23 protein-coding genes are annotated in these 24,213 nt (G+C 73.5%); 15 read left to right on the top strand and 8 right to left on the bottom strand.

The features are described 5' to 3' along the window. Nucleotides 1-129 precede the first annotated feature (129 nt). The 3 genes from BCAV_RS04210 to BCAV_RS04200 all read left to right on the top strand — a co-directional run bounded on the left by BCAV_RS04210 (nucleotide 130) and on the right by BCAV_RS04200 (nucleotide 2,769). The gene (locus BCAV_RS04210; RefSeq protein WP_144016704.1) at nucleotides 130-1,524 is read left to right on the top strand and encodes a sensor histidine kinase; all 1,395 of its coding nucleotides are present in this window, start codon (nucleotides 130-132) and stop codon (nucleotides 1,522-1,524) included. Between the two features lie 5 nt (nucleotides 1,525-1,529). Further along, entirely contained in the window at nucleotides 1,530-2,414 is an 885-nt protein-coding gene (locus BCAV_RS04205; protein WP_187292846.1) for an HD domain-containing protein, read from the top strand. Between the two features lie 64 nt (nucleotides 2,415-2,478). Continuing rightward, nucleotides 2,479-2,769 (top strand): WXG100 family type VII secretion target, encoded by a 291-nt coding sequence (locus tag BCAV_RS04200; RefSeq protein WP_012725878.1) that lies wholly within the window; start codon nucleotides 2,479-2,481, stop codon nucleotides 2,767-2,769. An 88-nt stretch (nucleotides 2,770-2,857) separates the two neighbouring features. Here the strand turns inward: BCAV_RS04200 and BCAV_RS04195 are convergent, their stop codons facing one another. After that, on the bottom strand, nucleotides 2,858-4,045 hold the full coding sequence (locus tag BCAV_RS04195; RefSeq protein ID WP_012725877.1) for a glycine C-acetyltransferase: 1,188 nt from the start codon (nucleotides 4,043-4,045) through the stop codon (nucleotides 2,858-2,860). A gap of 2 nt (nucleotides 4,046-4,047) precedes the next feature. Continuing rightward, nucleotides 4,048-5,091, bottom strand: a complete 1,044-nt coding sequence (gene tdh, locus BCAV_RS04190; protein ID WP_012725876.1) for an L-threonine 3-dehydrogenase — start codon at nucleotides 5,089-5,091, stop codon at nucleotides 4,048-4,050. A 97-nt stretch (nucleotides 5,092-5,188) separates the two neighbouring features. Between tdh and BCAV_RS21395 the strand changes: the two genes are divergently transcribed. Beyond that, nucleotides 5,189-5,749: a DUF2087 domain-containing protein gene (locus BCAV_RS21395; RefSeq protein ID WP_012725875.1), complete on the top strand. Its 561-nt coding sequence runs from the start codon at nucleotides 5,189-5,191 to the stop codon at nucleotides 5,747-5,749. 39 nt (nucleotides 5,750-5,788) lie between these two features. Beyond that, nucleotides 5,789-6,553 (top strand): SDR family NAD(P)-dependent oxidoreductase, encoded by a 765-nt coding sequence (locus BCAV_RS04180; RefSeq protein ID WP_012725874.1) that lies wholly within the window; start codon nucleotides 5,789-5,791, stop codon nucleotides 6,551-6,553. A 1-nt stretch (nucleotide 6,554) separates the two neighbouring features. Here BCAV_RS04180 and BCAV_RS04175 read toward each other — a convergent pair whose 3' ends face one another. Next, nucleotides 6,555-6,989 carry a PPOX class F420-dependent oxidoreductase gene (locus BCAV_RS04175; RefSeq protein ID WP_012725873.1) on the bottom strand — a complete coding sequence of 145 codons (435 nt, stop codon included), beginning with the start codon at nucleotides 6,987-6,989 and terminating at the stop codon, nucleotides 6,555-6,557. Nucleotides 6,990-7,094: 105 nt separating this feature from the next. On the opposite strand from BCAV_RS04175, the gene BCAV_RS04170 reads away from it, so the two are divergent. From BCAV_RS04170 to BCAV_RS04145, 6 genes are all read left to right on the top strand, one after another. After that, nucleotides 7,095-8,024, top strand: coding sequence for a DUF4031 domain-containing protein (locus BCAV_RS04170; protein ID WP_043348442.1), 930 nt, complete (start codon nucleotides 7,095-7,097; stop codon nucleotides 8,022-8,024). Nucleotides 8,025-8,177: 153 nt separating this feature from the next. Then, nucleotides 8,178-8,825: a hypothetical protein gene (locus BCAV_RS04165; RefSeq protein WP_012725871.1), complete on the top strand. Its 648-nt coding sequence runs from the start codon at nucleotides 8,178-8,180 to the stop codon at nucleotides 8,823-8,825. Between the two features lie 155 nt (nucleotides 8,826-8,980). Then, nucleotides 8,981-10,378 (top strand): extracellular solute-binding protein, encoded by a 1,398-nt coding sequence (locus BCAV_RS04160; protein WP_012725870.1) that lies wholly within the window; start codon nucleotides 8,981-8,983, stop codon nucleotides 10,376-10,378. Next, nucleotides 10,375-11,325 carry a carbohydrate ABC transporter permease gene (locus tag BCAV_RS04155; RefSeq protein WP_012725869.1) on the top strand — a complete coding sequence of 317 codons (951 nt, stop codon included), beginning with the start codon at nucleotides 10,375-10,377 and terminating at the stop codon, nucleotides 11,323-11,325. Before BCAV_RS04160 ends, BCAV_RS04155 begins: the two co-directional genes overlap by 4 nt. A 10-nt stretch (nucleotides 11,326-11,335) precedes the next feature. After that, a complete protein-coding gene (locus BCAV_RS04150; protein ID WP_012725868.1) occupies nucleotides 11,336-12,223 on the top strand; it encodes a carbohydrate ABC transporter permease in 888 nt (295 codons plus the stop codon). After that, nucleotides 12,220-13,503 (top strand): glycoside hydrolase family 32 protein, encoded by a 1,284-nt coding sequence (locus BCAV_RS04145; protein ID WP_012725867.1) that lies wholly within the window; start codon nucleotides 12,220-12,222, stop codon nucleotides 13,501-13,503. The genes BCAV_RS04150 and BCAV_RS04145 overlap by 4 nt, the downstream gene beginning before the upstream one ends. Here BCAV_RS04145 and BCAV_RS04140 read toward each other — a convergent pair. Continuing rightward, nucleotides 13,469-14,512: a LacI family DNA-binding transcriptional regulator gene (locus tag BCAV_RS04140; RefSeq protein WP_012725866.1), complete on the bottom strand. Its 1,044-nt coding sequence runs from the start codon at nucleotides 14,510-14,512 to the stop codon at nucleotides 13,469-13,471. The genes BCAV_RS04145 and BCAV_RS04140 overlap by 35 nt on opposite strands. An 82-nt stretch (nucleotides 14,513-14,594) precedes the next feature. On the opposite strand from BCAV_RS04140, the gene BCAV_RS04135 reads away from it, so the two are divergent. Next, entirely contained in the window at nucleotides 14,595-15,026 is a 432-nt protein-coding gene (locus BCAV_RS04135; RefSeq protein ID WP_012725865.1) for a CBS domain-containing protein, read from the top strand. A gap of 52 nt (nucleotides 15,027-15,078) precedes the next feature. Here the strand turns inward: BCAV_RS04135 and BCAV_RS04130 are convergent, their stop codons facing one another. The 3 genes from BCAV_RS04130 to groL form a co-directional block, all read right to left on the bottom strand. Further along, on the bottom strand, nucleotides 15,079-15,792 hold the full coding sequence (locus tag BCAV_RS04130) for an MgtC/SapB family protein (RefSeq protein ID WP_012725864.1): 714 nt from the start codon (nucleotides 15,790-15,792) through the stop codon (nucleotides 15,079-15,081). A 263-nt stretch (nucleotides 15,793-16,055) separates the two neighbouring features. Next, the gene (locus tag BCAV_RS04125; RefSeq protein ID WP_012725863.1) at nucleotides 16,056-17,507 is read right to left on the bottom strand and encodes a serine hydrolase domain-containing protein; all 1,452 of its coding nucleotides are present in this window, start codon (nucleotides 17,505-17,507) and stop codon (nucleotides 16,056-16,058) included. A gap of 247 nt (nucleotides 17,508-17,754) precedes the next feature. Next, nucleotides 17,755-19,383: a chaperonin GroEL gene (gene groL / locus BCAV_RS04120; protein ID WP_012725862.1), complete on the bottom strand. Its 1,629-nt coding sequence runs from the start codon at nucleotides 19,381-19,383 to the stop codon at nucleotides 17,755-17,757. A gap of 260 nt (nucleotides 19,384-19,643) precedes the next feature. Between groL and BCAV_RS04115 the strand changes: the two genes are divergently transcribed. Together BCAV_RS04115 and BCAV_RS04110 are read left to right on the top strand one after the other, a co-directional pair. Then, a complete protein-coding gene (locus BCAV_RS04115) occupies nucleotides 19,644-20,117 on the top strand; it encodes a hypothetical protein (RefSeq protein ID WP_012725861.1) in 474 nt (157 codons plus the stop codon). Next, on the top strand, nucleotides 20,114-21,055 hold the full coding sequence (locus BCAV_RS04110) for a hypothetical protein (RefSeq protein WP_012725860.1): 942 nt from the start codon (nucleotides 20,114-20,116) through the stop codon (nucleotides 21,053-21,055). The genes BCAV_RS04115 and BCAV_RS04110 overlap by 4 nt, the downstream gene beginning before the upstream one ends. A gap of 29 nt (nucleotides 21,056-21,084) precedes the next feature. Here BCAV_RS04110 and BCAV_RS04105 read toward each other — a convergent pair whose 3' ends face one another. Further along, nucleotides 21,085-22,575 (bottom strand): phytoene desaturase family protein, encoded by a 1,491-nt coding sequence (locus BCAV_RS04105; RefSeq protein ID WP_012725859.1) that lies wholly within the window; start codon nucleotides 22,573-22,575, stop codon nucleotides 21,085-21,087. A gap of 205 nt (nucleotides 22,576-22,780) precedes the next feature. Here BCAV_RS04105 and BCAV_RS04100 point away from each other — a divergent pair, with 205 nt between their 5' ends. Continuing rightward, on the top strand, nucleotides 22,781-24,199 hold the full coding sequence (locus BCAV_RS04100; RefSeq protein ID WP_012725858.1) for a glycoside hydrolase family 15 protein: 1,419 nt from the start codon (nucleotides 22,781-22,783) through the stop codon (nucleotides 24,197-24,199). Nucleotides 24,200-24,213: the final 14 nt, after the last annotated feature.

Raw genomic sequence — 24,213 nt, 5'->3', positions numbered from 1 at the left:
CGGGATGCGGAGGGCCGCACGCCTCCCCCGCCGGCCCGGCAGCGCGACACGGGGCCGACTCCCGCGGCGCCCGCGTGGCCAGGAGGCGTCGCCGAGGCGTGGCGGAGGCGGCCGCTCCGGGTGCGCCTCGTGGCCCTCTTCTCGGTGCTGCTCCTGGTCGCCCTCGTCGTGTTCGGCTTCGTCGCGCTGACCCTGCTGCGCCGCACGCTCGTGCAGGAGGTCGACAGCCAGCTGCGCTCGGCCGCGGAGACGATCGTCATCAACTCGGTCAACGCCCTCCCGAACCCGGGTGGCCCCGGCCCGATCCCGACCGACTACGCCGTGGTCATCGCGAACCTGGACGGCTCTGTCGCGTGGCAGTCGGCCTCCGGTGCGACTGCCGCGTTCCCCGACGTCGGCGACCTCTCGCTCGGGCACGTACAAGAGCAGTCCCGGCATCCGTACACCGTCGGGTCCGAGGACGGGCCGGTCCGCTGGCGGGTGGTCGCCGGGCCGGTCGTGCGCGACGGGGCACCGATCGCGACCGCAGCCGTCGCGCTCCCGCTCACCTCGGTCGAGGCGACGATGTCGGAGATGCGCACGTGGCTGCTCGTGGTGAGCGCCGCGGTCCTCGCGGGCGCCGCCGGAGCCGGCTACGTCGTCGTCCGCCGCAGCCTGCGCCCCCTGCGCCGGATCGAGTCGACGGCGGCCGCGATCGCGGGCGGCGACCTCAGCCAACGCGTCCCGCCCGAGCCGCCGACCACCGAGGTCGGGTCGCTGAGCCGGTCGCTGAACATGATGCTCGGGCAGGTCGAGGCGTCGTTCGCGCAGCGCACGGCGAGCGAGCGACGGATGCAGCGGTTCGTCTCGGACGCGAGCCACGAGCTGCGCACCCCGCTCGCCGCGATGCGCGGGTACGCCGAGCTGTACCGCCTCGGGGGCATCCCCGACGACGACGTCCCGCAGGTCATGGAACGTCTCGAGCGTGAGTCCGTGCGCATGGGCTCGCTGGTGAACGACCTCCTGGCCCTCGCCCGGCTCGACGAGGGCCGCGGCCTGCGGCTCGGCCAGGTGGACCTCGCGCAGCTCGCCGCCGACGCCGCGGAGGACCTGCGCGCGATCGACCCGGCCCGCACCGTCCGGGTGGAGGCCCCGGACGCCGACGGGGACGGATGGGCGGTCGAGGGTGACGCCGACCAGCTGCGCCAGGTCATGCTCAACCTCATCGGCAACGTGGCGTCGTACACCCCGGCCGGGAGCCCGGTGGAGCTCGTCCTGGCCCGGCCGACGGCCGACGCCGTCGTCCTCGAGGTCGTCGACCACGGACCCGGGATCGCTCCCGACGACGCGGCACGCGTGTTCGACCGCTTCTACCGCGTCGAGACCTCACGAAGCCGCAGCGCCGGCGGCTCCGGCCTCGGGCTCGCGATCGTCGCGGCGATCGTCGGCGCGCACGGAGGCGCCGTGTCCGTCGTGCCGACGCCCGACGGCGGGACGACCGTGCGGATCGAGCTCCCGGTTCGGCCCGGCCGCTCCGCATCGTGACTACGATGGCGCACGACCTGACATCGACGACGGGACCTGAGCACGACATGGGCGTCATCGACGCACCGCAGTGGCTGCCCGCAGCCTGGGCCCGGAGCGCACGAGCGATCGGCGCCACGGCGTCTGCCGAGGAGATCGACGAGGTCGGCACCACGCTCGTCGCGAGCTGGAGCGAACCCGGGCGGTTCCACCACAACCTCAAGCACCTCGTGGACGTGCTCGCGCGCATCGACGAGCTCGCGCAGGAGACGCACGCCCCCGACGTCGTCCGCGTGGCCGGCTGGTACCACGGCGTGGTCTTCAGTGCCGGGTCGCACGTGGCGTACAAGCACCGCGGGGGCGAGGACCCGGTGGCGAGCGCGGAGCGAGCCCGGCGCGAGCTGACCGACCTCGGGGTGGCCGACGACGTCGTCGAGCGCATCGCCCGGCTGGTCTCCGGGGTCGACCGGCACTCCGCTGACATCCGCGACATCGACGCCCAGGCGCTCAACGACGCCGACCTCGCGACGCTGGCCGTCGAGCCGCAGAAGTACGCGGCCTACCGCAAGGCCGTGCGCGAGGAGTACGCCCACATCCCGGTCCGGGACTACCTCACGCACCGGATCGCCATCCTGACGAAGCTGCTCGCGAGGCCGTCCCTGTTCTCGAGCCCGATGGCGCAGGGCTGGGAGGAGCCGGCCCGCGAGAACGTCACGGCCGAGCTGTCCCGGCTGCAGTCGGAGCTGCGCGCGCTGCCGCCGGACGAGCCGTCCGAGGGCGCGGCTGAGGGCGAGCCCGCGGGCGAGGGTGCGACCTCTCCCGCGGAGGCGCCCCGCCCCCGCCGCTTGTCCCCAGATCACGCTGATCCCGACTCGGGTGAAGGAACCCTCAGCCGGCCACCGCCCCGCTGAGCGGCCGACCTAACCTCGCCACAGGAGCCCGCAGACCGCGGGCGGATGGTGGGAGGTCGGTTCCATGACACGGTTCGAGGTCGACGCCGCAGCTGTGGCCGAGGCGGGGGCGTCCGCGCGAGCGTCGGGGGCGGTCATCGCCACGGAGGTCGCCGCGATGATGCGCCACCTGGCCACGCTGGAGGCGAGCTGGCACGGGAGCGCGGCGAGCAGCTTCACGGCGCTCATGGCGCAGTGGCGCGGCACCCAGGCGCAGGTCGAGGCCTCGCTCGAGCAGATCACGCTCGCGCTCGACACGGCGGCGCGGCAGTACAGCGAGGCGGAGACCTCCGCGATCCGGATGTTCGCGGTGTAGGCACGCGCGAGCCGGTGAGACTCCGCGCCGGCGCGGCTCTCCCCCGGTCGCGTCGGCGCGGACCCCGCGCCTCGCCAGCTGGGAGGCGCTACGCGGCGGGCTGGACGGCCGCGCGCGCCGCCACGAACGCGTCGACGCACGCCGCGATCTCGCCCGGCGTGTGCACCGCCGAGAGCTGGACGCGGATGCGCGCCGCGCCGCGAGGCACGACAGGGAAGGAGAACGCCGTGACATAGACACCGTGAGACTGCATGTGCGCGGCGATCTCGGCGGTGACGCGCGCGTCGCCGAACATCACCGGGACGATGGGGTGCTCGCCCTCGAGCAGCTCGAACCCGGCCTCGGTCATGAGCCGGCGGAACAGGGCGGCGTTGTCCTTCAGGTGCGCGCGCTCGCTGCCCGCTCCTTCGACGATGTCGAGCGCGGCGAGCGTGCCCGCCACGATGGGCGGCGCGATCGTGTTCGAGAAGAGGTACGGGCGAGCGCGCTGTCGGAGCAGCTCGACGATCTCCGCGCGCCCGCTCACGTAGCCGCCGGAGGCTCCGCCCAGCGCCTTGCCGAACGTGCCGGTGTACAGGTCGACCCGGTCGGCGACGCCGAAACGCTCCGGCGTGCCTCGGCCGTGCTCGCCCACGAACCCGACGGCGTGCGAGTCGTCCACGAGGACGAGCGCGTCGTGGGCCTCGGCCAGGTCGCAGATCTCGTCGAGCGGCGCGAAGTAGCCGTCCATCGAGAACACGCCGTCCGTGACGATGATCCGGAAGCGGGCGTCGGCCGCGGCCACGAGCTGCGCCTCGAGATCGGCCATGTCGCGGTTCGCATACCGCAAGCGCCGCGCCTTGCACAGGCGGATGCCGTCGATGAGGGACGCGTGGTTCAGCGCGTCCGAGATGATCGCGTCCTCCGCTGAGAACAGCGCCTCGAACACGCCGCCGTTGGCGTCGAAGCAGGACGAGAACAGGATGGTGGCGTCCGTGCCGAGGAACGTCGACACCCGCCGCTCGAGCTCGAGGTGCAGCTCCTGCGTCCCGCAGATGAACCGGACGGACGCGAGGCCGTACCCCCACTCGTCAAGGGCGGCATGGGCCGCGGCGAGCAGCCGAGGGTCGTCGGCGAGCCCGAGGTAGTTGTTCGCGCAGAAGTTGAGCACGCGGGCGCCGTCGGCCATCACCTCCGTCGACTGGGGGCCGACGATCGCGCGCTCACGTTTCGTGAGCCCGGCCTCGGCGATCTCGTCCAGCTGTCCCTGCACGTGCTGCGCGAACGTTCCGTACACGCTCAGACCTCCGTCCAGTCGAGGATGACCTTGCCGCGGTCGGCCGACGCCGCCGCGGCGAACCCGAGCTCCCAGTCCCCCGCCGCGAAGCGGTCGGTGATGACCGACGCGACCCGCTCGCGGAGCACCTCGCTGGTAGCCAGCATCGCGTCCATGGCGAACCACGTCTCGAACATCTGGCGCCCGTAGATGCCCGAGATCGTGATCATGCGCGTCACGACGGCACCCCAGTCCACCGAGATCTGCCCGGCGGGGAGGCCGAGCATGGCGATCGAGGCGCCGTGCGTCATGTTCTCGATCATCTCCGGCAACGCGCTCGGGGCACCGCTCATCTCGAACCCGACGTCGAAGCCCTCGCGCATCCCGAGCGCCTCCTGGGCCGAGTGGACGCGTTCGGTGCGGACGTCGACCACGTGGTCCGCGCCCATCCCGAGGGCGAGGTCCAGCCGGTGGGGGCTCACGTCGGTCGCGACCACGAAGCGTGCGCCCACGTGCCGGGCGACGGCGATCGCCATCAGCCCGATGGGGCCGCTCCCGGTGACCAGCACGTCCTCGCCGACGACGCCGAACCGCAACGCCGTGTGCACCGCGTTCCCGAACGGGTCGAAGATCGCGCCCACGTCGGGGTCGATGCCGCCGTGGTGGACCCACACGTTGCTCTCGGGCAGGACCACGTACTCGGCGAACGCGCCGTCGCGCTGCACCCCGAGACCCTTCGTCCGGATGCACATCTGCCGGCGTCCGGCCCGGCAGTTGCGGCAGATGCCGCACACGATGTGCCCCTCGCCGGACACCCGGTCCCCCACGCGGACCTCGTGCACGGCGTCGCCGACGGCGACGACCTCGCCGTAGAGCTCGTGCCCCGGGATCAGGGGCGCCGCGACCGCCGACGCCGCCCACGCGTCCCAGGACTCGATGTGCAGGTCGGTGCCGCAGATGCCGGTGCGCAGCACTCGGATCTTGACCTCGTCCGGCCCCGCCTCCGGCTCCGGCCGCTCCACGAGCTCGAGACCCGGTCCGGCCGCCGGCTTGTACAACGCCTTCATCGCACGCACTCCACGCGGCCATCCTCTCGTATGCCGAGACGTGCCGGCGTCGCGAATGCCCTCGTGCGGGAAGCAGCCGGCGGGCGAGACTGGTCGGATGGACGATCCCGTGGAGCTGCTGTCCACCCTCGCCGACCCGCGGCGGCTCGCCGCCCTCGCCTCCCTCGCGACCGGAGGGCCGGCGTCGACCCTCGAGCTCGCCGCGCGGCTGGGCGTGCGCGAGCGCGACGCCGTCCGGGCGATCGGCGCGCTCCGCGCCGCGGGGCTCGTGACCGAGTCGACCGACGGCGCGTGGCAGGCGCGGCTGGCGACGCTCACCGACGCCGTGGCCGCCCACGCGGCAGCCACTCCGCTCGGGCGGGTGCTCGCCGCCGACCCGGAGCTGGCGCGGAAGCTGTCCGGGAACGTGCGCCTCGGACGCCTCGTGCGCCTGCCCATGGAGGCGGCGCCGCGCGCACGCATGCTCGAGGCGATCGCCAGCGCCCTGCCGGTGTTCGACGGCGACCCGGAGCCGGCCGTCAACGCGGCGCTCGCGCGGATCACCGACGACGTCCCCCTCGTCCGCCGGGAGCTCGTCGAGGCGGGTCACCTCGTCCGCACGGCCGACGGGTCCAGCTACAGCACGCCGCTCGCGACAGGCTGGACCGCCGGCCGCTAGCCTCCTCTCGCGTCGCCGTCGTCGTCACCGGGAGTGAGCATGCAGATCGAGGGAACCTCCGCCGTCGTCACCGGCGCCGCGTCCGGGCTGGGCGCCGCCACCGCGCGGGCGCTCGTCGCCGACGGCGTGCACGTCGTCGGCCTCGACCTCGCCGACGGGTGGGAGCGCGCGGACGCCCCGGTCGACGGCGTCGAGGCGGTGACGGGTGACGTGACGTCCGCGGACGACGTCGCCCGCGCCGTCGACGCCGCCGTCGCGTCCGGTGCGCCGCTGCGCCTCGCGGTGAGCTGTGCCGGGGTCGCGTGGGCCTCGAGGGTCCTGTCCCGGAAGGGCGTGCACGACCTGGACCTGTTCCAGCAGGTCGTCGGCATCAACCTGGTCGGTACGTTCAACGTGCTCCGGCTCGCCGCCGAGGCGATCGCGCGCACGAGGCCCGCGGACGACGACGGGCAGCGCGGCGTCGTCGTCAACACGGCCTCGGTCGCGGCGTACGACGGGCAGGTGGGGCAGGCCGCCTATGCCGCGTCGAAGGGCGGGGTCGCCGCACTGACGCTGCCCGCTGCGCGCGACCTGGCGCAGCACGGCATCCGGGTCGTGACGATCGCCCCGGGCATCCTCGACACCCCGATGATGTCGTCGATCGCCGAGGAGTTCCGGGCCTCGCTCGCTGCCGGGGTGCCGTTCCCCGCCCGCCTCGGCCGTCCGGACGAGTACGCCCGGATGGTGCTGGCGATCGCCGCCCAGGACTACCTCAACGGCGAGGTCGTCCGGCTGGACGGCGCGCTGCGCATGGGGCCGCGGTAGGTCACGACGGGAGGGGCAGCTCCAGCATCCCGTACGCGCGCTCCGGGCGGAGCGTCAGCAGGAGCCGCTGGTCGGCGACCATGGCACGGCGGTAGTCGTCCCAGTCCGGGTGCTCGCCCAGGGCGAGCCGGTAGTACGCGACGAGGGCGTCGGCAGCGGCGTCGTCCGGGGTCCGCGCCACGTCGGACAGCTCGGCGGCGCCCTCGAGCACCACGTACGCGTAGCCGTCGTCGCGCTCGATGTGCAGCGAGAACCGCGGGTCCCGCCCGAGGTTGCGCGTCTTGGCGCGCGGTGCCGTCGACGACACCAGCAGCGCGCCGTCGTCGCCCACCCCGTACAGCACCGTCGACAGCTGCGGGCGGCCGTCCCTCCGGAGCGTGGCGAGCACGCCGTGGCGGTGGTCGCGGACGAAGGCGTGGGATGAGTCAAGGTCCATGTCGGTGCCAACCCGGCGGCGGCGGGTCGCATTCCTCCCGCGCGTCGCGGCCGGACGGCGGCGTTCCGACGCCCAGGACGCCGGTGGGTGCGTACGCTCGTGAGCGTGGCCGTGCTCATCGATCCGCCGCGCTGGCCTGCCCACGGGACGCACTGGTCGCACGTCGTGTCCGACAGCTCGGTGGCGGAGCTCCACGCGTTCGCGCGGCGGCACGGCATCCGGGACCGCGCCTTCGACCTCGACCACTACGACGTGCCCGCCGAGCGGTACGACGACCTCGTCCTCGGCGGCGCCCAGCCCGTGTCCTCGGGCGAGCTCGTGCGGCGCCTGCGCCGGAGCGGGCTGCGGGTCACGGCGCGGGAGCGACGGGCGCGCACGAGGCTCCCCGCGCGCTGGGAGGCGCTCGTCCCGCAGGCGCCGGAGGTCGGCGTCGACCTGATCGCTCGCTGGTCGCAGACCCACCGGGCCTACCACGACGTCCGGCACCTCGCCGCCGTGCTCGACGGCGTCGAGGACCTCGCCCGCGCGGAGGACGCGCCGCCGCCGGCGTGGCGCCGCGCGCTGCTCGCGGCGTGGTTCCACGACGCCGTGTATGACGCCGGGACGCCGTCCGCCGCTGGGGCGAGCGAGGCCGACGCCACGGCGACCTCGGACGAGGAGTCGTCGGCGGCCCTCGCCCGGGGACTTCTCGGGCCGCTCCTGCCCGCGGAGGAGGTCGACGACGTCGTCCGCCTGGTCCTGCTCACGACCACGCACACCGTGCGCCCGGGCGACGTCGCCGGGTCCCTCCTGTGCGACGCCGATCTTGCGATCCTCGCGGCGCCGTCGGAGCGCTACGCGGCGTACGCCCGCGACGTCCGCACGGAGTATGCGCACGTGCCGGACGAGGCCTTCCGGCGCGGGCGGGCGCAGATCCTCGAGTCGCTGCTCGGCCGCGACCACCTGTACGCGACGACGACGGCGCGGGCTCGCTGGGAGGCGCCGGCCCGGGCCAACGTCGCCGCCGAGCTGGCGCGCCTGCGCGCGCCTGGCTGACACCCGCTCCGTCCTGCTGAACCGGGCACCAGCTGCCGCTCCAGGGGCTAACCTCCACGCAGGAGTACGTCTCGCCCGCGCCGCAGGAATCGCACGCGACGAGCGGACCACATCGCGGGGGCGCACCGGAGCGCTCGGCAGGGAGGGGATCCGATGGCCCGACGCGCGCTCGCCGCCGCCGCAGCGGCGCTCGCCGTCCTGGTGCTCGCCTCGTGTTCCCAGGGCACGGCGACCGTGGAGCCCGGTGCCGGCTCGCCGCCGTCGCCCACGCCCACCCCCGCACAGGACGCGACGCCGTCCTCGCCCGACGCGCTGTCGCTGGAGTGGATCGCCGACCTCGAGGACAACCGCGCCGAGCTCACCGCCCGGCAGGACGCCGAGCGCGCCGAGGCCGCGACGGTCCTCCAGCTCCCCCCGGGCGCGGCGTGGGGCAACCTCGAGTCCTTCCAGAGCCTCGACGACCAGATCCTCGCGCTGGAGACCGGCACGCTCGTCGCGTCCGAGGACTCCTACCCGGAGCTGTTGTGGTACGAGGACGGCTTCTTCGCCTCGCTGATGGCGATCGACTGGCGGTGTGCCTGGCTGTCGACGGCCGTGCAGCGGGCGGAGGCCGGCGATGTCGCCGGCGCCGCGAACGCGGTCGGCGTCCTCCGCTCGTTCAGCTCGACGTCGTACGTCGCGTCGTTCCCGGACTACGACCGCGTCTTCCTCGCGGACTACGTGGACCCGGTGCTCGACGGCTCCACCCAGGACGCCCGCGAGCTCCTCGGGGCCTGCCCGGCGGAGACGCTCGTCCACTGACGGCGGGCTGTCGGCGAGTCCCGCAGCCACCGCTCCGCACGCCTGGAACCCACCGCGTCCGACGGCGTCGCGCGGCGGTGCATTGACACATCCGGACCGAGGGTCCATGCTACCTGTCACGTGTTACCTGACACGTGACAGGTCAAGGAGCAACGATGCCGCCCCTCAGCGCAGAGATCACGCGCCGTGCCGCGCTCGGCACCCTCGGAGCCGCCGGGCTCACCGGACTCGGGCTGGCCTGGCCACGCCTGACCGGCCGCGACATCCCCGGTCGCGGCGAGGACGTCCTCACGATCGCCATCCTCGGGACGTCGCAGGACGCGGCCGCCCGCCAGGATCTCGTCGCGGCCTTCAACGAGATCCACCCCGACATCCCGGTGCGGGTCCAGGGCATCCAGGGCAACGACTGGGGCGACTTCTTCTCGAAGATCCTCACGATGATCGCGGCCGGCACCCCGCCCGACCTCGTCAACGTGGCCACGGAGGGCACGCAGCTGTTCGCGTCGCTCATGGCCGAGCCGCTCGACGACTACGTGCTGCGTGACGCCGCCGAGCTGCAGGAGTACTTCGACGACGTCCACCCCACGCTGCTCGAGGCGTTCATGTACGAGGGGAGCCTGTTCCAGCTCCCGACCGACTTCAACGCGGCGAACATGTACTACAACGTCGGCGCGCTCGAGCTCGCCGGGCTCGACCGCCCGGCCGACGACTGGACCCACGACGACTTCGTGACCACGCTCCGCGCGATGCGCTCCGCGAACGCCGCCGACTTCGTGCCGTACTTCTGGACGAACCGCCTCTTCGGCGGCCTCGTGCCGTGGCTCTACGTCAACGACACGAGCTTCCTCGCCGAGACGAAGGCCGGCGGCGGCACGTGGTTCTGGGACCGCTTCTACCCCGGCGAGCAGCGCAGCGGCGGCTATCGGTGGCTCGAGCCGAACGCCGACGACCCGCGCGTCGAGGAGTCCGTCGAGTTCCTCCGCGAGCTCGTGGCCGACGGGCTCGGCACCCGGCCCGAGGAGGGCGGCGGCGGCGCGCTGGTGGGCCTGTTCGCGTCAGGTCGGATCGGGACGACGCCGGCGGGCGGCTACTGGGTGCAGGGCCTCAACGAGGCAGGGATGGCCGAGGACGAGTTCGACGTCCAGTTCTTCCCGCGCTGGCGGACGCAGCGGCACCAGTTCGGCGCCGCCGGGTACGCGATCATGTCGACCTCGCCGCGCAAGGACGAGGCGTGGGAGTGGATCAAGTTCACGGCGTCCCGCGACGGCATGGAGCTCGCCTACCCGCTCCCGTCGACCACGCCCACCAGGCGCTCGATGGTCAACGAGGCGCGGTACGCCGGGAAGGGCCCGCGGCACTGGGAGGTCTTCTACGACACCCTCGACCGGTTCCCCACGACCGGCCCGATCCCGGCACCGCCCCAGCAGGCCGCCGTCGAGACCGCGCTCATCAAGAACATCTCCGCCGCCGTGGGCGGCAGCGCCTCCGGCGTCCCGCGCGCCCTGGCCAACCTGCAACGCGACCTCACCCAGGCCCTCGGGAGGACGGCATGACCACCGCGGCACTGCCCACCGCCCGCGACGCGGCGACGACGACCCCGCCCACCACGCACGGCACCGCGCAGGGGCCCGCGTGGAAGCGACGCCTCGTCGTCACGCTGTTCCTCGCGCCGACGATCATCGGCATCGGCGTCTTCACTCTGCTGCCGATCATCGCGTCGATCGGCCTGGCGTTCTTCCGCTGGGACATCATCACGAACCCCGAGTTCGCCGGCCTCGACAACTTCGCCGACGTCGCCGTCGACCCCACCGTGCGGCGTTCGTTCCTCAACACGATCGCGTTCGTCGTCGTGGCCGTGACGCTGCAGATCGCCGTCTCCCTCGGTCTCGCCGTGCTCGTGGCCCAGCGGATGCCGAGCTGGCTGCGGACGTTCTTCCGCTCGGTGTTCTTCTTCCCGCTCATCCTCTCCGCCGCGAGCGTCTCCATCGTCATGCGGTACCTGTTCAACGAGGACTTCGGTGTCGTGAACTGGTTCCTCTCGCTCGTCGGCCTGCCGGGCGTGGCGTGGCTGACCAGCGGCTGGTCCGCCGCCGTCGTCGTGCTCGTCTACGTGTGGCAGCAGTTCGGGTTCACGTTCCTGCTGTTCGTCGGCGGGCTCGCCGCCATCCCGAACGACGTGTACGAGGCCAGCGCGATCGACGGCGCCACGGGGTGGCGGCAGTTCCGCACCATCACGCTCCCGCTCGTCTCCCCCACGATGCTCGTAGCCTGCGTGATGAGCGTCATCTCGGCGCTGCAGATCTTCGACCAGCCCTGGGTCCTCACCCGCGGCGGCCCGGGCGACTCGACACGCACCGCCGTCATGGTCATCTACGAGTCGGCGTTCCGGCAGCTCGAGTTCGGCCGGGCGAGCGCCGTCGGCGTCGTCCTCATGGCGCTGATCATGGGCGTCACGGCGCTGCAGTTCCGCCTGTCACGACGATTCGTCTTCTACCAGTGAGGGGCCAGCGATGACCGCCACCGCACTCCGCACGGCGCCCGCTCCGCGCGCCACCGCACCGCGCACACGCCGTCGCGCGCTCCCGACGCCGTCGGGCGCGACCCGCGTCGTCATCCTCCTCGTGGCCGCCGCGCTGACGCTCGGCCCGGTCGTCTGGACGATCTCCACGTCGCTGCGCAGCCCCGCCGAGTCGTTCACGCTGCCGCCGCAGTTCATCCCGACCGACCCGGACTTCTCGCCGTACGCCCAGGTCTTCCAGCAGGTCAACATGGGCCTGCTGACGCTGAACTCCGCTCTCGTCACGGGCGTGATCGCCGTCGGGCAGATGCTGACGGCGGCGCTCGCGGGCTACGCGTTCGCACGCCTGGAGTTCAGGGGCCGCGGCCTCTGGTTCGCCCTGGTGCTCGCCACGATGATGGTCCCGGTCCAGGTGACGATCGTGCCGATCTTCATGCTGATCCGCGGGATCGGGCTGTCGGACACGCTCCTGGCGCTCATCCTCCCGGCGATCCCGACCGCGTTCGGCACGTTCCTCATGCGGCAGTACTTCCTGGGGCTGCCGCTCGAGCTCGGCGAGGCCGCGTCGATCGACGGCGCCGGCGTGTGGCGCACGTTCAGCTCGATCTACGCACCGCTCGCCCTGCCGGGGATGGCGATCGTCGGCATCCTGGCGTTCAACTTCCACTGGAACGAGTTCTTCCGCCCGCTCATCTTCTCGATCAGCGAGCAGAACTACACGCTGCCCCTGGGCCTCGTGTCGCTCCAGGGGAACCTCGGCACCGGCTCGATCTCGGTCGTGCTCGCCGGCGTCGTCCTGTCCATGATCCCCGCGCTCGTCGTGTTCGTGGTCGGCCAGCGGCCGCTGCGCGCGGGCCTCACCGCAGGAGTCAGCAAGTGACCCTCACCACCGCCCTGGACCCCTTCCCGCACCTGCACGTCCGCCCGGAGCGCGGTTGGGTCAACGACCCGAACGGCATCGGGTTCTGGGACGGCCTCTGGCACGTCTTCTACCAGCACAACCCGGACGTCCCGCGTCACGAGGCGATCTGCTGGGGCCACGCGACCTCCGCCGACCTGCTCACGTGGCGGGACGAGGGCGTGGCGCTGCGGCCCCGGCCCGGCGCGATCGACGCGGCGGGCGTGTGGAGCGGCGTGGCGACGACGGACGACGACGGCGCCCCGCTGCTCGCGTACACGGCGGTACCGGACGTGGCGGGGAACGCCGGCATCGCGCTCGCGCGGCCCGACGGCGACGGCGGGTGGGTGGCCGACGAGCGGATGGTCGCCCCGCGGCCCGCGGACCCGGGCATCCGCGACGTCCGCGACCCGTTCCTGTTCCGCGTCGACGGACGCCGCTACGCCGTCCAGGGCGCCGGCCGCACCGACGGCACGCCGCTCGTGCTCGTGTACGACGCGTCCGACCTCGACGACTGGCGCCTGCTCGGCCCGCTGCTCGACGGTGCCGACCCCGTGGTCCGCGCGCTGGCGCCTGCCGAGATCTGGGAGTGCCCGTCGCTGGTGCGCCTCGGCGAGGACGGCGCGTGGGCGCTCGTCGTCTCGCGCTGGCACTCGGGCGGCGACCACGACCTGCGCGGCGTCGTGGCGTTCGTCGGCGACCTGGTGCTCGACTCGGGCCGCCCGCGGTTCGTGCCGCGCGCCGGTGCCGACCTCGACCTCGGGCCCGACTTCTACGCCCCGCAGGCCTACGACGCCGGCGACCGCGTCCTCCTGTGGGGCTGGACCTGGGAGGGCCGCGGCGAGGGAGCCCCCACCGAGGCCGACATCGACGCCGCCGGCTGGGCCGGCTCACTGACGTTCCCGCGCGAGCTGGGCCTCGACGGCGACCGAGTCACGTCCGCCCCCGCCCGGGAACTGACCGGCCTGCGGCGATCCGAGGTGGCGACGGCCGTGCCCGAGGTGCGCCTGACCGTGCCGGCGTGGGAGGCCACCGCGAGCGGCGGCGTCGTCGTCTCGCTCGACGGACCCGACGGCGAGCGCGAGATCTGGCGTGGGGGCGACGACGGCGGCACGCGGGTGCTCGTGGACGGTTCCGTGGTCGAGGTGTTCGCCGGCGGCGACGCGCACACGGTCCGCGCCTACCCGCGAGCGGGCGAGTCCTGGGTGGTGCGCGCCGCCGGCGGACTCACCGCGTGGGAGCTGGGCCGACCGACTCCCTGACGACGAGCTCGCACGCGACGAGCACGTCCGCCGTCGGGAGCGGCGCGTCACCGGCGAGCGCGTCCAGGAGCAGCTCCATCGCGCGCTCGCCGATCCGGCGGTGGGGCAGATCGACGGTGGTGAGCGGCGGCGACATGACGGCCGCGACCTCGGACTCGTCGTCGTACCCGACCACCGACACGTCCTCGGGCACGCGGAGCCCCAGCCGCGCCGCGGCGAGGACGACGCCGACGGCGACGCGGTCCCGCGCGCACACGAACGCCGTCGGGCGCTCGTGCTCCGGGAGGCTCAGCAGCGCCGTCGCGTGCTCGGCACCGATCCCGATCTGCCAGCCGGCGTCGACGACGCGGGCCTCACCGGCGCCCGCCTCGCGCGCCGCGCGCTCGAAGCCGGCGACCCGGCGGGCAGTCGCCGGGATGTACTCCGCCTCCTGCGGGGTGCGCCCGGCGAGCATGACGACGCGCCGGTGCCCCCGCTCGAACACGCACCGCGCCGCGAGGTAGCCGCCGTCCTCCTCGTCTGCGATGACGCCGGCCGGCCCGCCGGGAGCGAAGCAGTTCGCGAGCACCGTGGGCAGCTCGGCCATCTCCGGGTCCGGCGCGACCTCCCGCATCGACATGGCCGCGTGCACGAACCCGTCCACCTGGCGCCCGCGCAGCGCCCGCACCATCTCGCGCTCGCGCGCGTCGTCGAGCCCGTAGTCGGCGACGATCGTGAGGTAGCCGCGGTCGAACGCGACCTCGCGGGCGCCCTGGAGCAGCTGCCCCGCGAACGGGCTCGTGGTGATCTCGTCGGTGACGATGCCGATCGTGGCGGTGGAGCGGCGCCGCAGGTTGACCGCCGCCGAGTTGCGCCGGTACCCGAGGTCGCGCGCGGCCGCGTGGATGCGCTCGATGTTCTCGGCCGAGATGTTGCCCTCGCCGCGGCCGTTGAGGACGAGCGAGACGGCGGTGCGCGAGACGCCGGCACGGCGCGCCACGTCGGCGCTGGTCGCTCCGTGTGCCGTCACGACGCCTCCCCTGTCTCGTGTCAGGTCCGCAGTCTACGGGCGCTCGGGGCGACTCCTGCTGCGACCCGTCCTATCCTGGATCATGCGCATCGCCGACGTGATCCGACGCAAGGGTGCGGACGTGTTCACGGTGTCGCCGGAGACGACGGTCGCCGAGCTCGTCGCCGAGCTGGACTCCCGCCGGATCGGGGCGCTCGTCGTCTCGGTCGACGGCGGGGAGACGGTCTCGGGGATCGTGAGCGAGCGCGACGTCGTCCGGCACCTGCACGTCGATGGCGCCGCCGTGCTCCAGCGCCCGGTCGCCGACATCATGACCGAGAAGGTCGAGACGTGCGTCCCCGAGGACGAGATCGAGTCGCTCGCCCGCCGGATGACCGACCTGCGGGTCCGACACCTGCCCGTCGTCGTCGACGGGCGGCTGAAGGCCATCGTCTCGATCGGGGACGTCGTCAAGAACCGGCTCGACGAGCTGCAGGACGAGCGCGACCAGCTCGTCGGGTACGTGCAGAGCTGAGCGCTCCGCCGTCCTGCCTGGTCGGGTCGACCCGGCCCGCCTCGGCCTGACGTCAGTCGTCGTCCTCGGTCTCGTCGTCCTGCGACTGGACGCCGACGACGCCGGACAGCTCGGCGAGCGCCGTCACGAGATCGCGGAGCGGCGTCCGGCCACGGAACCGCACCGTCATCGCCACGACCCGGGCGCCGCTCGGCTGCTCGTCGACGGAGGTGGAGATGATCGACGCCTGGAAGCCCATGTCGGTGGCGGTCGCGAGCACCGAGCGCAGCACGCCCTCGCCGTCGCGGTACCGGACCGCGACCAGGCGGCGCCGGTCCGGCGTCGGCAGCGCACGGCCGATGGGCGCCAGCACGAAGATCGCCGCCAGGTGCAGTCCCGTGGTGGCGATCGCGAGCACCGGCATCCCCGCCCCGCACGCCATGCCCACGGCGGCGGAGACCCAGATCGTCGCCGCCGTCGTGAGCCCGCGCACGATGTCCCGCCTCATGAAGATGACGCCGGCCCCGAGGAAGCCGATGCCGGAGACGATCTGCGCCGCGATCCGCGACGGGTCGAGCGTGACGTCGGCGCCCAGGACGTGCGCGAAACCGTACGCGGAGATCAGCGTGAACACCGCGGCGCCCATCCCCACGAGCGTGTGCGTCCGCAGCCCCGCGCTCTTCTGGTGGAACTGCCGCTCCAGCCCGATGATCGAGCACAGCACGAAGGCGAGCCCCAGCAGCTGCAGCTCCGTGACGGTCGTCTCGCTCGCCCACGCCCAGCCCATGTCCACCCCTCGTCGAATCGGCCCCCCATCCTGTCAGCCGGGCCGGCCGCAGAGGCTGCCGGCGGGGCCGCGCGGGAATGTGTGAGCCGCGGCGCCAGGCGCGTGGGAGAACGTGCGCCGACCGTCCGCGAGAGGAACTCTGCGCCACCGCGAGAGGAACTCTGCGCCACCGCGAGAGGAACTCTGCGCCACCGCGAGAGGAACTCTGCGCCACCGCGAGAGGAACTCTGCGCCACCGCGAGAGGAACTCTGCGCGCAGGAAGTCAGTCGAGCACCGCTCGCGGGATCGCCAGGCGCACCAGCGACGCCGCGCGCAGTGGCACGGTGTGCCACGCGACATGTGCCGTCCCGGACGCCACGTCGCAGCGCAGACGCAGATGGTGCGGGGTGTTGACGGCCAGGACGTCGGCCTCGAGCACGCCCGGTGCGCACCAGCCGCCGGTCGCCTCGACGCGCAGCACGCGGTCGTCGCGGATCGGCACATCGGTGCGCACCCACGTCCCGTCGCCGAGCTGGAGGTCCAGCGGCACGCCGTCCTCAGCGAGCACCAGCCGTGCCGCGCCCGCGGCCGCCTCGAGACGGACGCCGTCGACCCAGTCCGCCGCCGGACCGGTCAGCGCGAGGTCCCAGGCGCCGTCCGAGCCTGGGACGACCGACGCGACCGCGGGCAGCGCGAGGCTCGCCAGCCGGTCGCGGAGCGCGGCGTGCGCGACGTCGTCGTCCGGCAGCGCCTCGGCGCTGAACGCCGGGAGCAGCGTCTGCCAGACGGCGTCGAGCACGCCCTGCATGTTCTCGGTCGCGGCCGTCGAGGCGAGCACCACGTCGTGCTCCGGCAGCACGACGCAGAACTGACCGAACGCGCCGTCCCCGCGGTAGCCGTGGCGGGCGCGCCACAGCTGAAACCCGTAGCCCTGCTCCCAGTCGGGGCCGGCGCCCCGGCCGGAGTTGTCGGTGTGCATGGCGCTGGCGGTCTCCACCCACTGGGCCGGGACGACGCGCCGGCCGCGGAGCTCCCCGCCGCCGAGGTACATCAGCCCCAGGCGGGCGACGTCGTCGGTCGTCACGTGCAGACCGGACAGCCCCATGTCGTAGCGCCCGAACCGGGACCAGTACGCCGAGCCGATCCCGAGCGGGTCGAGCACGCGCGCGCGGGCGTAGTCGAGGAGGCGCTCCCCCGTGAGCTCCGTGAGGATCGCGGAGAGCATGAGCGTCGCGCCGCTGTTGTAGCAGAACAGCGTGCCCGGATCCGCGTCCGGCTCGATCGCGAGGAACGACCCGACGGGATCCGCCGTGTCGAGGCGCGCCGTCGTGTCCTGGGCATGACCCGTCGACATCGCGAGGAGGTGGCGCACCCGCATGGCGCGCGTGCGCGGCCCCGCACCGGCCGAGGCGGCCGGCGGGAAGAAGGAGGTGACGGCGTCGTCCAGGCCCAGCCGCCCCTCGGCGACGGCCACACCGACGGCCGTCGACGTGAAGCTCTTGCTCAGCGAGTACATGAGGGTGATGTCGTCGCTGCGGTACGGCGCCCACCAGCCGGAGGCGACGACGTTCCCGTGCCGGGCGAGCACGAGGCTGTGCATCTCGACGCCGGCCGCCTCGAGAGCGTCGAGGAGTGCGCCGATCGCGGCGGACGGGATGCCCTCGCGTTCCGGCGTGGAGGTCGGCAGCGGGGCGGCGGGGTCGAGGGTCGGGCTCGTGGGGTGGGTCGTCGTCACGGCGTCCGACCCTACCCGCGGCCCCACGGGCCGGGCTCGAACCTCCGCCGCACCCGCCCGCCCGCCGACCCTCGTACTTCCCGTCGAGCCTCGTACCTCAGGGTGCGAGGCTCGACGGGAAGTACGAGGTTCAGCACCTGTGGTGCGCGGAGACGACGACGGCGGGCGCCCCCGTGGGGACACCCGCCGTCGCCTGGTGCTCTGCCCGGCCGAGGCCGGAGGCGGAGCGGTGTGGGTCAGATGTGGCTCAGAAGCCCATGCCGCCCATGTCGCCGTCGCCACCGCCGGCGGGCGCGGACGCCTTCTCCGGCTTGTCGGCCACGATGGCCTCGGTGGTGAGGAACAGACCGGCGATCGAGGCGGCGTTCTGCAGCGCGGAACGCGTCACCTTGACCGGGTCGTTGATGCCGGCAGCGAGGAGGTCCTCGTAGTCGCCGGTCGCGGCGTTGAGGCCGTGACCCGCGGGCAGCGAGCGCACCTTCTCCGCCACGACGCCGCCCTCGAGGCCGGCGTTGATGGCGATCTGCTTGAGCGGGGCGTCGATGGCGACCTTGACGATGTTGCCACCGGTGGACTCGTCGCCGACCAGCTCGAGCGTCTCGAACGCGACCTTGCCGGCCTGGATGAGCGCGACGCCGCCTCCGGCGACGATGCCCTCCTCCACGGCCGCCTTGGCGTTGCGCACGGCGTCCTCGATGCGGTGCTTGCGCTCCTTGAGCTCGACCTCCGTCGCCGCGCCGGCCTTGATGACGGCGACGCCGCCGGCCAGCTTCGCGAGGCGCTCCTGGAGCTTCTCGCGGTCGTAGTCGGAGTCCGAGTTCTCGATCTCGGCGCGGATCTGCGCGACGCGACCGGCGAGCTGGTCCGGGTCACCGGCACCCTCGACGATCGTGGTCTCGTCCTTGGTCACGACGATCTTGCGCGCCTGACCGAGGGCGTCGAGGTCGGCGTTCTCGAGCGAGAGGCCGACGGTCTCGGAGATGACCTGGCCGCCCGTGAGGATCGCCATGTCCTGCAGCATCGCCTTGCGGCGGTCGCCGAAGCCGGGAGCCTTGACGGCGACCGACTTGAACGTGCCCTTGAGCTTGTTCACGACGAGCGTGGCAAGAGCCTCGCCCTCGATGTCCTCGGCGATGATGACGAGCGACTTGCCGCCCTGGATGACCTTCTCCAGGAGGGGCAGGAGGTCCTTGACGCTCGAGATCTTCGACTCGACGAGCAGGATGTACGCGTCCTCGAGGACGGCCTCCTGGCGCTCCTGGTCCGTCACGAAGTACGCGGACAGGTAGCCCTTGTCGAAGCGCATGCCCTCGGTGAGCTCGAGCTCGAGGCCGAGCGCGTTGGACTCCTCGACGGTGATGACGCCTTCCTTGCCCACCTTGTCGAGGGCCTCGGCGATGAGCTCGCCGATCGCGGGGTCGCCGGCGGAGATGCCCGCGGTCGCGGCGATCTCCTCCTTGGTCTCGACCTCCTTGGCCTGCTCGAGCAGCGCGGCGGTGACAGCCTCGACCGCCTTGTCGATGCCCTTCTTGAGGGCGATCGGGTTGGCGCCGGCCGCCACGTTGCGCAGACCCTCGCGCACGAGCGCCTGGGCGAGCACGGTGGCGGTCGTGGTGCCGTCGCCGGCGACGTCGTCAGTCTTCTTGGCGACCTCCTTGACGAGCTCCGCGCCGATCTTCTCGAACGGCTCCTCGAGCTCGATCTCCTTCGCGATGGACACGCCATCGTTGGTGATCGTGGGGGCGCCCCACTTCTTCTCGAGCACGACGTTGCGGCCCTTGGGGCCGAGGGTGACCTTGACGGCGTCGGCGAGGTGGTTGAGCCCTCGCTCCATGCCGCGGCGGGCCTCCTCTTCGAAGGCAATGATCTTTGCCATGAGGTGTGGATCCTCCGCTGTTGCGGTGTGCGGCCGGTGCGACGCCCGCGACGGACGACGTCACTCAGGGCGGTCACGTCCCGCCCGTCGCAACGCCTCATCGGCATCGGCCAGGGTTGTCACTCTCGTGGTGAGAGTGCTAACCCATTATTGGCACTCTCCTCCTGCGAGTGCAAGGCGCGTCCTCAGCGGGCGCCGTCGCGTCGCGTCGTCTCGCAGATCCATCATCCTCGTGCCGGGGCCGCACTAGAGTGACCCTCATGTCCAGCGGGTCGGAGGCGACGACGCCTCGCGCGCTCCGGCCGGCAGGCATCGCCTGGCGGCTCGCCGTCACAGCCCTCGTGCTCGTGGTCCTCGTCGTCGGGCAGGTCCGCGACACCAACGACCTCTTCCCGTTCGGCTCGCTGTCGCAGTACGCGACGGCCCGGGACATGAACGGCACCGTGCGGTCGGTCTACCTCAGCGCCGAGTTCGCTGACGGCACCACCGACCAGATCGCGCTGAACCAGAACGTCGTCGGCGTCGGCCGCGCGGAGATCGAGGGGCAGCTCGACCGGATCATCTCCGACCCGTCGCTGCTGCAGGGCCTCGCCGACGCGCACGCGGCACTTCGGCCGAGCGACCCGCAGCCGACCCACCTCTACCTGCGTCGCTCGATCCGCCAGCTGGAGGACGGGCTCGTCGTCGGGGAGCCGGAGATCGAGACGCTGACCGAGTGGGAGGTCGAGCGGTGAGCGCGACGACGACGACGCCGTCCGGCGGCCTCCTGCGGAAGGTGGGTGGCGCCGTGACCGGCTGGTGGTTCACGCCGCTGCCGCTCGCACGCGTCGCCGTGTTCCGGGTGCTCGTCTACGCATTCGTCGTGTTCGACGTGCTGTTCGTCGCGAACGACGTCATCCCGCACGGCTACACACCGGACCTGTACCAGCCGACGCTGCTGGGCCGCGTCCTGCACCTGCCGCCGCTCGGCGTCGCGGGCGGGTGGGCTCTGCTCGTGGTGCTGGTCGCCGCGTGCGTGCTCGGCATCGTGGCCACCACCAGCACGCGGGTGAGCGGCCGGGTGCAGCTCGTGACCGGCTGGACCGTGGCCGTCGCGTTCTGGGTGTGGATGCTCAACTCGCAGGGTTTCGCGTACGTCAGCCACGACCACCTCGCGCTCATGGTGGCCGTCGCCGTGCTGCCGACGGTCGGCGTCGCGCGGCCGTTCGACGTCGACACCTCGCAGGCCGCCGGGTGGGCACTGCGCTGCACCCAGATCGCCGTCGTGCTCACGTACTTCGGCTCGGCGTTCAGCAAGTGGATCCGGTCCGGCTCCCCGCAGGCGTGGGCGAACGGCGCCGTGTTCGTGTGGGCGATCATGCGCCGCGGCTCCGACCTGGTGACGTGGACGCTGCAGTTCCCGTGGATCCTGCGCCTCGGGCAGTGGGGCCTGCTCGCGATCGAGTTCCTCTCCCCTGTCGTGCTGTTCCTGCGCGGGAAGTGGCTCTACCTGGCCGTCGCGACGTTCTGCGCGTTCCACCTCGCCACGTACCTCGCGCTCGGCATCCACTTCCTCCCGACGGTCATCTGCTGGGCGGCGTTCCTGCCGCTGGAGAAGCTGCCGGTGTGGCTGCGCGCGCGCTTCACGCCCCGGGCGCCGGGCGGTTCGGAGACCGGCACCGCCTCCGCCTGAGCGCGCGGCGGCACCAGCGGCCGGGGCCCCTACCGACCGGGCGACAGGTCCGGCGTCCGCCGGATGCCGAACCGAGCGCGCAGAGCCCGGCCGGCGGCGTACCAGCCGTTCATCCCGTGCACGCCGGGCGCCGGCGTCGTCGACGCGGAGCACAGGTACACGCCGGGGATGCCGACGGCGTAGGGGTCCGCCCGCAGCGTCGGCCGCGCGACCATCCGGTAGAACGTGACGGCGCCAGCCGCGATGTCGCCGCCCACGTAGTTCGCGTTGTGCTGCGCCATCTCGGCGGCCGGGACGCAGCGCGAGGCGACGACGACGTCGCGGAACCCGGGCGCGAATCGTTCGATCTGGGCGGTCACGTCCTCGGTGACGTCCCGGGTGGAGCCCGCCGGGACGTGCGCGTACGTCCAGAAGGGGCGGAGCCCGGCGATCTCGCGGGAGGGGACGACGACGCTCGGGTCCGAGGCCAGGACCATCGGGGCGGCGGCGTGCCGGCCCCGGTGCACGGCCTCCTCCGCCGCTGCCATCTGCGCACGGGTCCCACCGACGTGGATCGTGCCGGCCGCGCCGACCTCCGGGTGGGTCCACGGCACCGGGCCGTCGAGCACGAAGTCGACCTTGGCGGCTCCCGGGCCGTGCGGGAACCGGCCGAGCGCTGACGCCGCCGCGGTGGGCACCCGGTCCTTCCAGACCTCGAGCACCGTGCGCGGCGTGGTGTCGAACAGGTAGGCCCGGGCGCGCGGCAGCTCCCGCCAGTCCGAGACGCGCACACCGGTGCGCACGTCGCCGCCGTGGGCGCGGAGGTCGTCGAGCATCGCGTCGGTGATCGCCTGGCTCCCGCCGACAGGGAGCGGCCAGCCCACCGTGTGCGCCAGCGACGCCAGCATGATGGCCGTTCCGGCGGGCGCGAACGCGGGCATCCGGGCGATCGCGTGGGCGGAGACGCCGGTGAGCAGCGCCGGCGCCTCGTCGTCCGAGAACCTCGCGTTCCACGCGCGCGAGCCCTGCTCGAGCAGGCGGGACCCGAACGTCAGCGCACCGGCGATCCCGCCCGGCGAGAGGAGCTCGCGCGGGATGCTGCGCTTGTCGCTCAGCGAGACGGCGATCACCTCCCGCTGGTGCCGCATGAGCGGCGTCATGAAGGCGCGCCAGGCGGCGCCGTCGCGCCCGAGCCCCACGGCCGTGCGCTCGAGGTCGTGGTAGGCGACGCCCGCGCGGCCGCCGTCGAGCGGCTGGGCGTACGCCACCTCCGGCACCGTGAGTCCGACCCCGCGGGACGGCAGGTCGAACGCCTCGAAGAACGGGCTCGCGAGGGCGAGCGGGTGGACGGCTGAGCAGATGTCGTGCGTGACGCCGACGTCGGTCAGCTGCAGGTCGAGGGTGCGCGCGCCCCCGCCGAGCGTGTCCTCGGCCTCGAGGACCTGCACCCCGAGGCCCGCGCGCGCCATCGTGACGGCGGCGGCGAGGCCGTTCGGGCCGGAACCGACGACGACGACGTCCACCTCGGTGCGCTGGGCCACGGGTTCAGCCTATGCCGCGCGAACCTTGCGCTCCGCCCTCCGCCGAGGGTGGGGCGAACGTCCGAGTGTGGTGCGTGACGGCCCGCACTCGGACGCAGACACCGCACTCGACGCCCGTTGGCCAGTGAACGCGATGCGACTCCGCGCCGAACGGGGCGCGGACCGTCGGCGAACGGATGCCGGCGCACTGGCCTAGGCTGGCGCGATGCTCCAGCGGCGACCGCGGCACGGCAGACGCGTGCCTCTGCTCGCGCTCGGCGTGGTCGCGGTCGCGGTCGTCGCCGTCGTCGCTACGGTCGCGGTGGCCCCGGGAGTGCGCTGGCCGTGGGAGCCCCGCTTCCGGATGCCCGAACTGGCCGGCGAGGGCCTCGCCGTGGTGTGGGACGCGAGCGGTGAGCTCACCCCGGAGCCGGACGTCGCCGTCGTCCCGGCCGGCGACGAGGTGACGTTCCTCCCCGGGACGCACGTCACGGATCCCGGGGCGGAGGCACCCACCGCCGTGCGCGCGGCCGCCGAGGAGGCCGCCGCCGAGCAGCGGGCGTGGCTCGGCGCCGGGGCGATCCCGGGCGAGGGCGGCGAGTACGAGGACATGACGCGCGACGCGCTGCTCGACCTGCACCTCCTCACCCACCCGGCCGGTGCGGCGTCCGGCGCGCCGATCGCGGCACCGCAGGGGCCCTGGCACTACGTGTGGCCCAGGGACGCCGCGTTCGTCGCCGCGGCGTTCGGACGCACCGGGCACGTCGCGGACGCCGTCGCCGCCCTGGAGTTCCTGCAGGGCGTGCAGCACGAGGACGGCTCGTTCGAGGCGCGCTACCTCACGGACGGTTCGGGTCCGCCGGACGACCGCGGCACCCAGTCCGACTCCACCGGCTGGGTCCTCTGGGCGCTCGCTGAGGTGCTCCAGGCTGCCCCGGAGACCCCCGCCGGCGGCACACCGACGCGGGCGGACGTGCTCGCGGACCTCGGACCGCTGCTGAGCCGCACCGCCGCCTACGCGTTCACTCTCACGGACTCCGACGACCGCCTGCCCCCGCCGTCGATGGACTACTGGGAGCACCGCGAGTCGGGGCTCACGCTCGGCATCGCCGCCCCGGTGCTCGCCGGGCTCGAGTCGCTCGCGCGGATCCGCACGCTCGCCGGCGACGACGGCGGCGCGGCCGCGGCGGCCGCCCGGGCCACCGAGGTGCGTGACGCCGTCGAGCTGGCCTTCGCGCCCGACGGCTGGCCCCGCTACCTCGGCGGAGGGGCGAGAGACGCGGCGACGGCGTTCGCTCTCCCGCCGTTCCAGCCCACGGCGCTGGCCGGCGCCGAGGACGCCTGGGCGGCGTCGATCGAGCTCATGCAGCGCCCGGCCGGTGGGCTGGCGCCCGGCGAGTCCTGGCGGGACCCCTACCACTCCTGGACGCCGCAGACGTCGCTCTACGCGCTCGCGGCGGCGTCGAACGGGCACGACGACGACGCCCGCGCCTGGCTCACGTGGCTGGACGAGCACCGCACGGCGACCGGATCGATCCCGGAGAAGGTCGACGCGAACGGCCGCCCGGTCGAGGTGGCGCCGCTCGCCTGGAGCTCGGCCGTGGCGATCCTCGCCGTCGACGCGCTCGACGACGCGTCGCGCTGAGTCGGGCGGGCCCG

Source organism: Beutenbergia cavernae DSM 12333 (genome assembly GCF_000023105.1).
Taxonomy (GTDB): domain Bacteria; phylum Actinomycetota; class Actinomycetes; order Actinomycetales; family Beutenbergiaceae; genus Beutenbergia; species Beutenbergia cavernae.
Note: the sequence above shows the minus strand (reverse complement) of the source record. Positions and strands in the feature narration are given on the sequence as shown.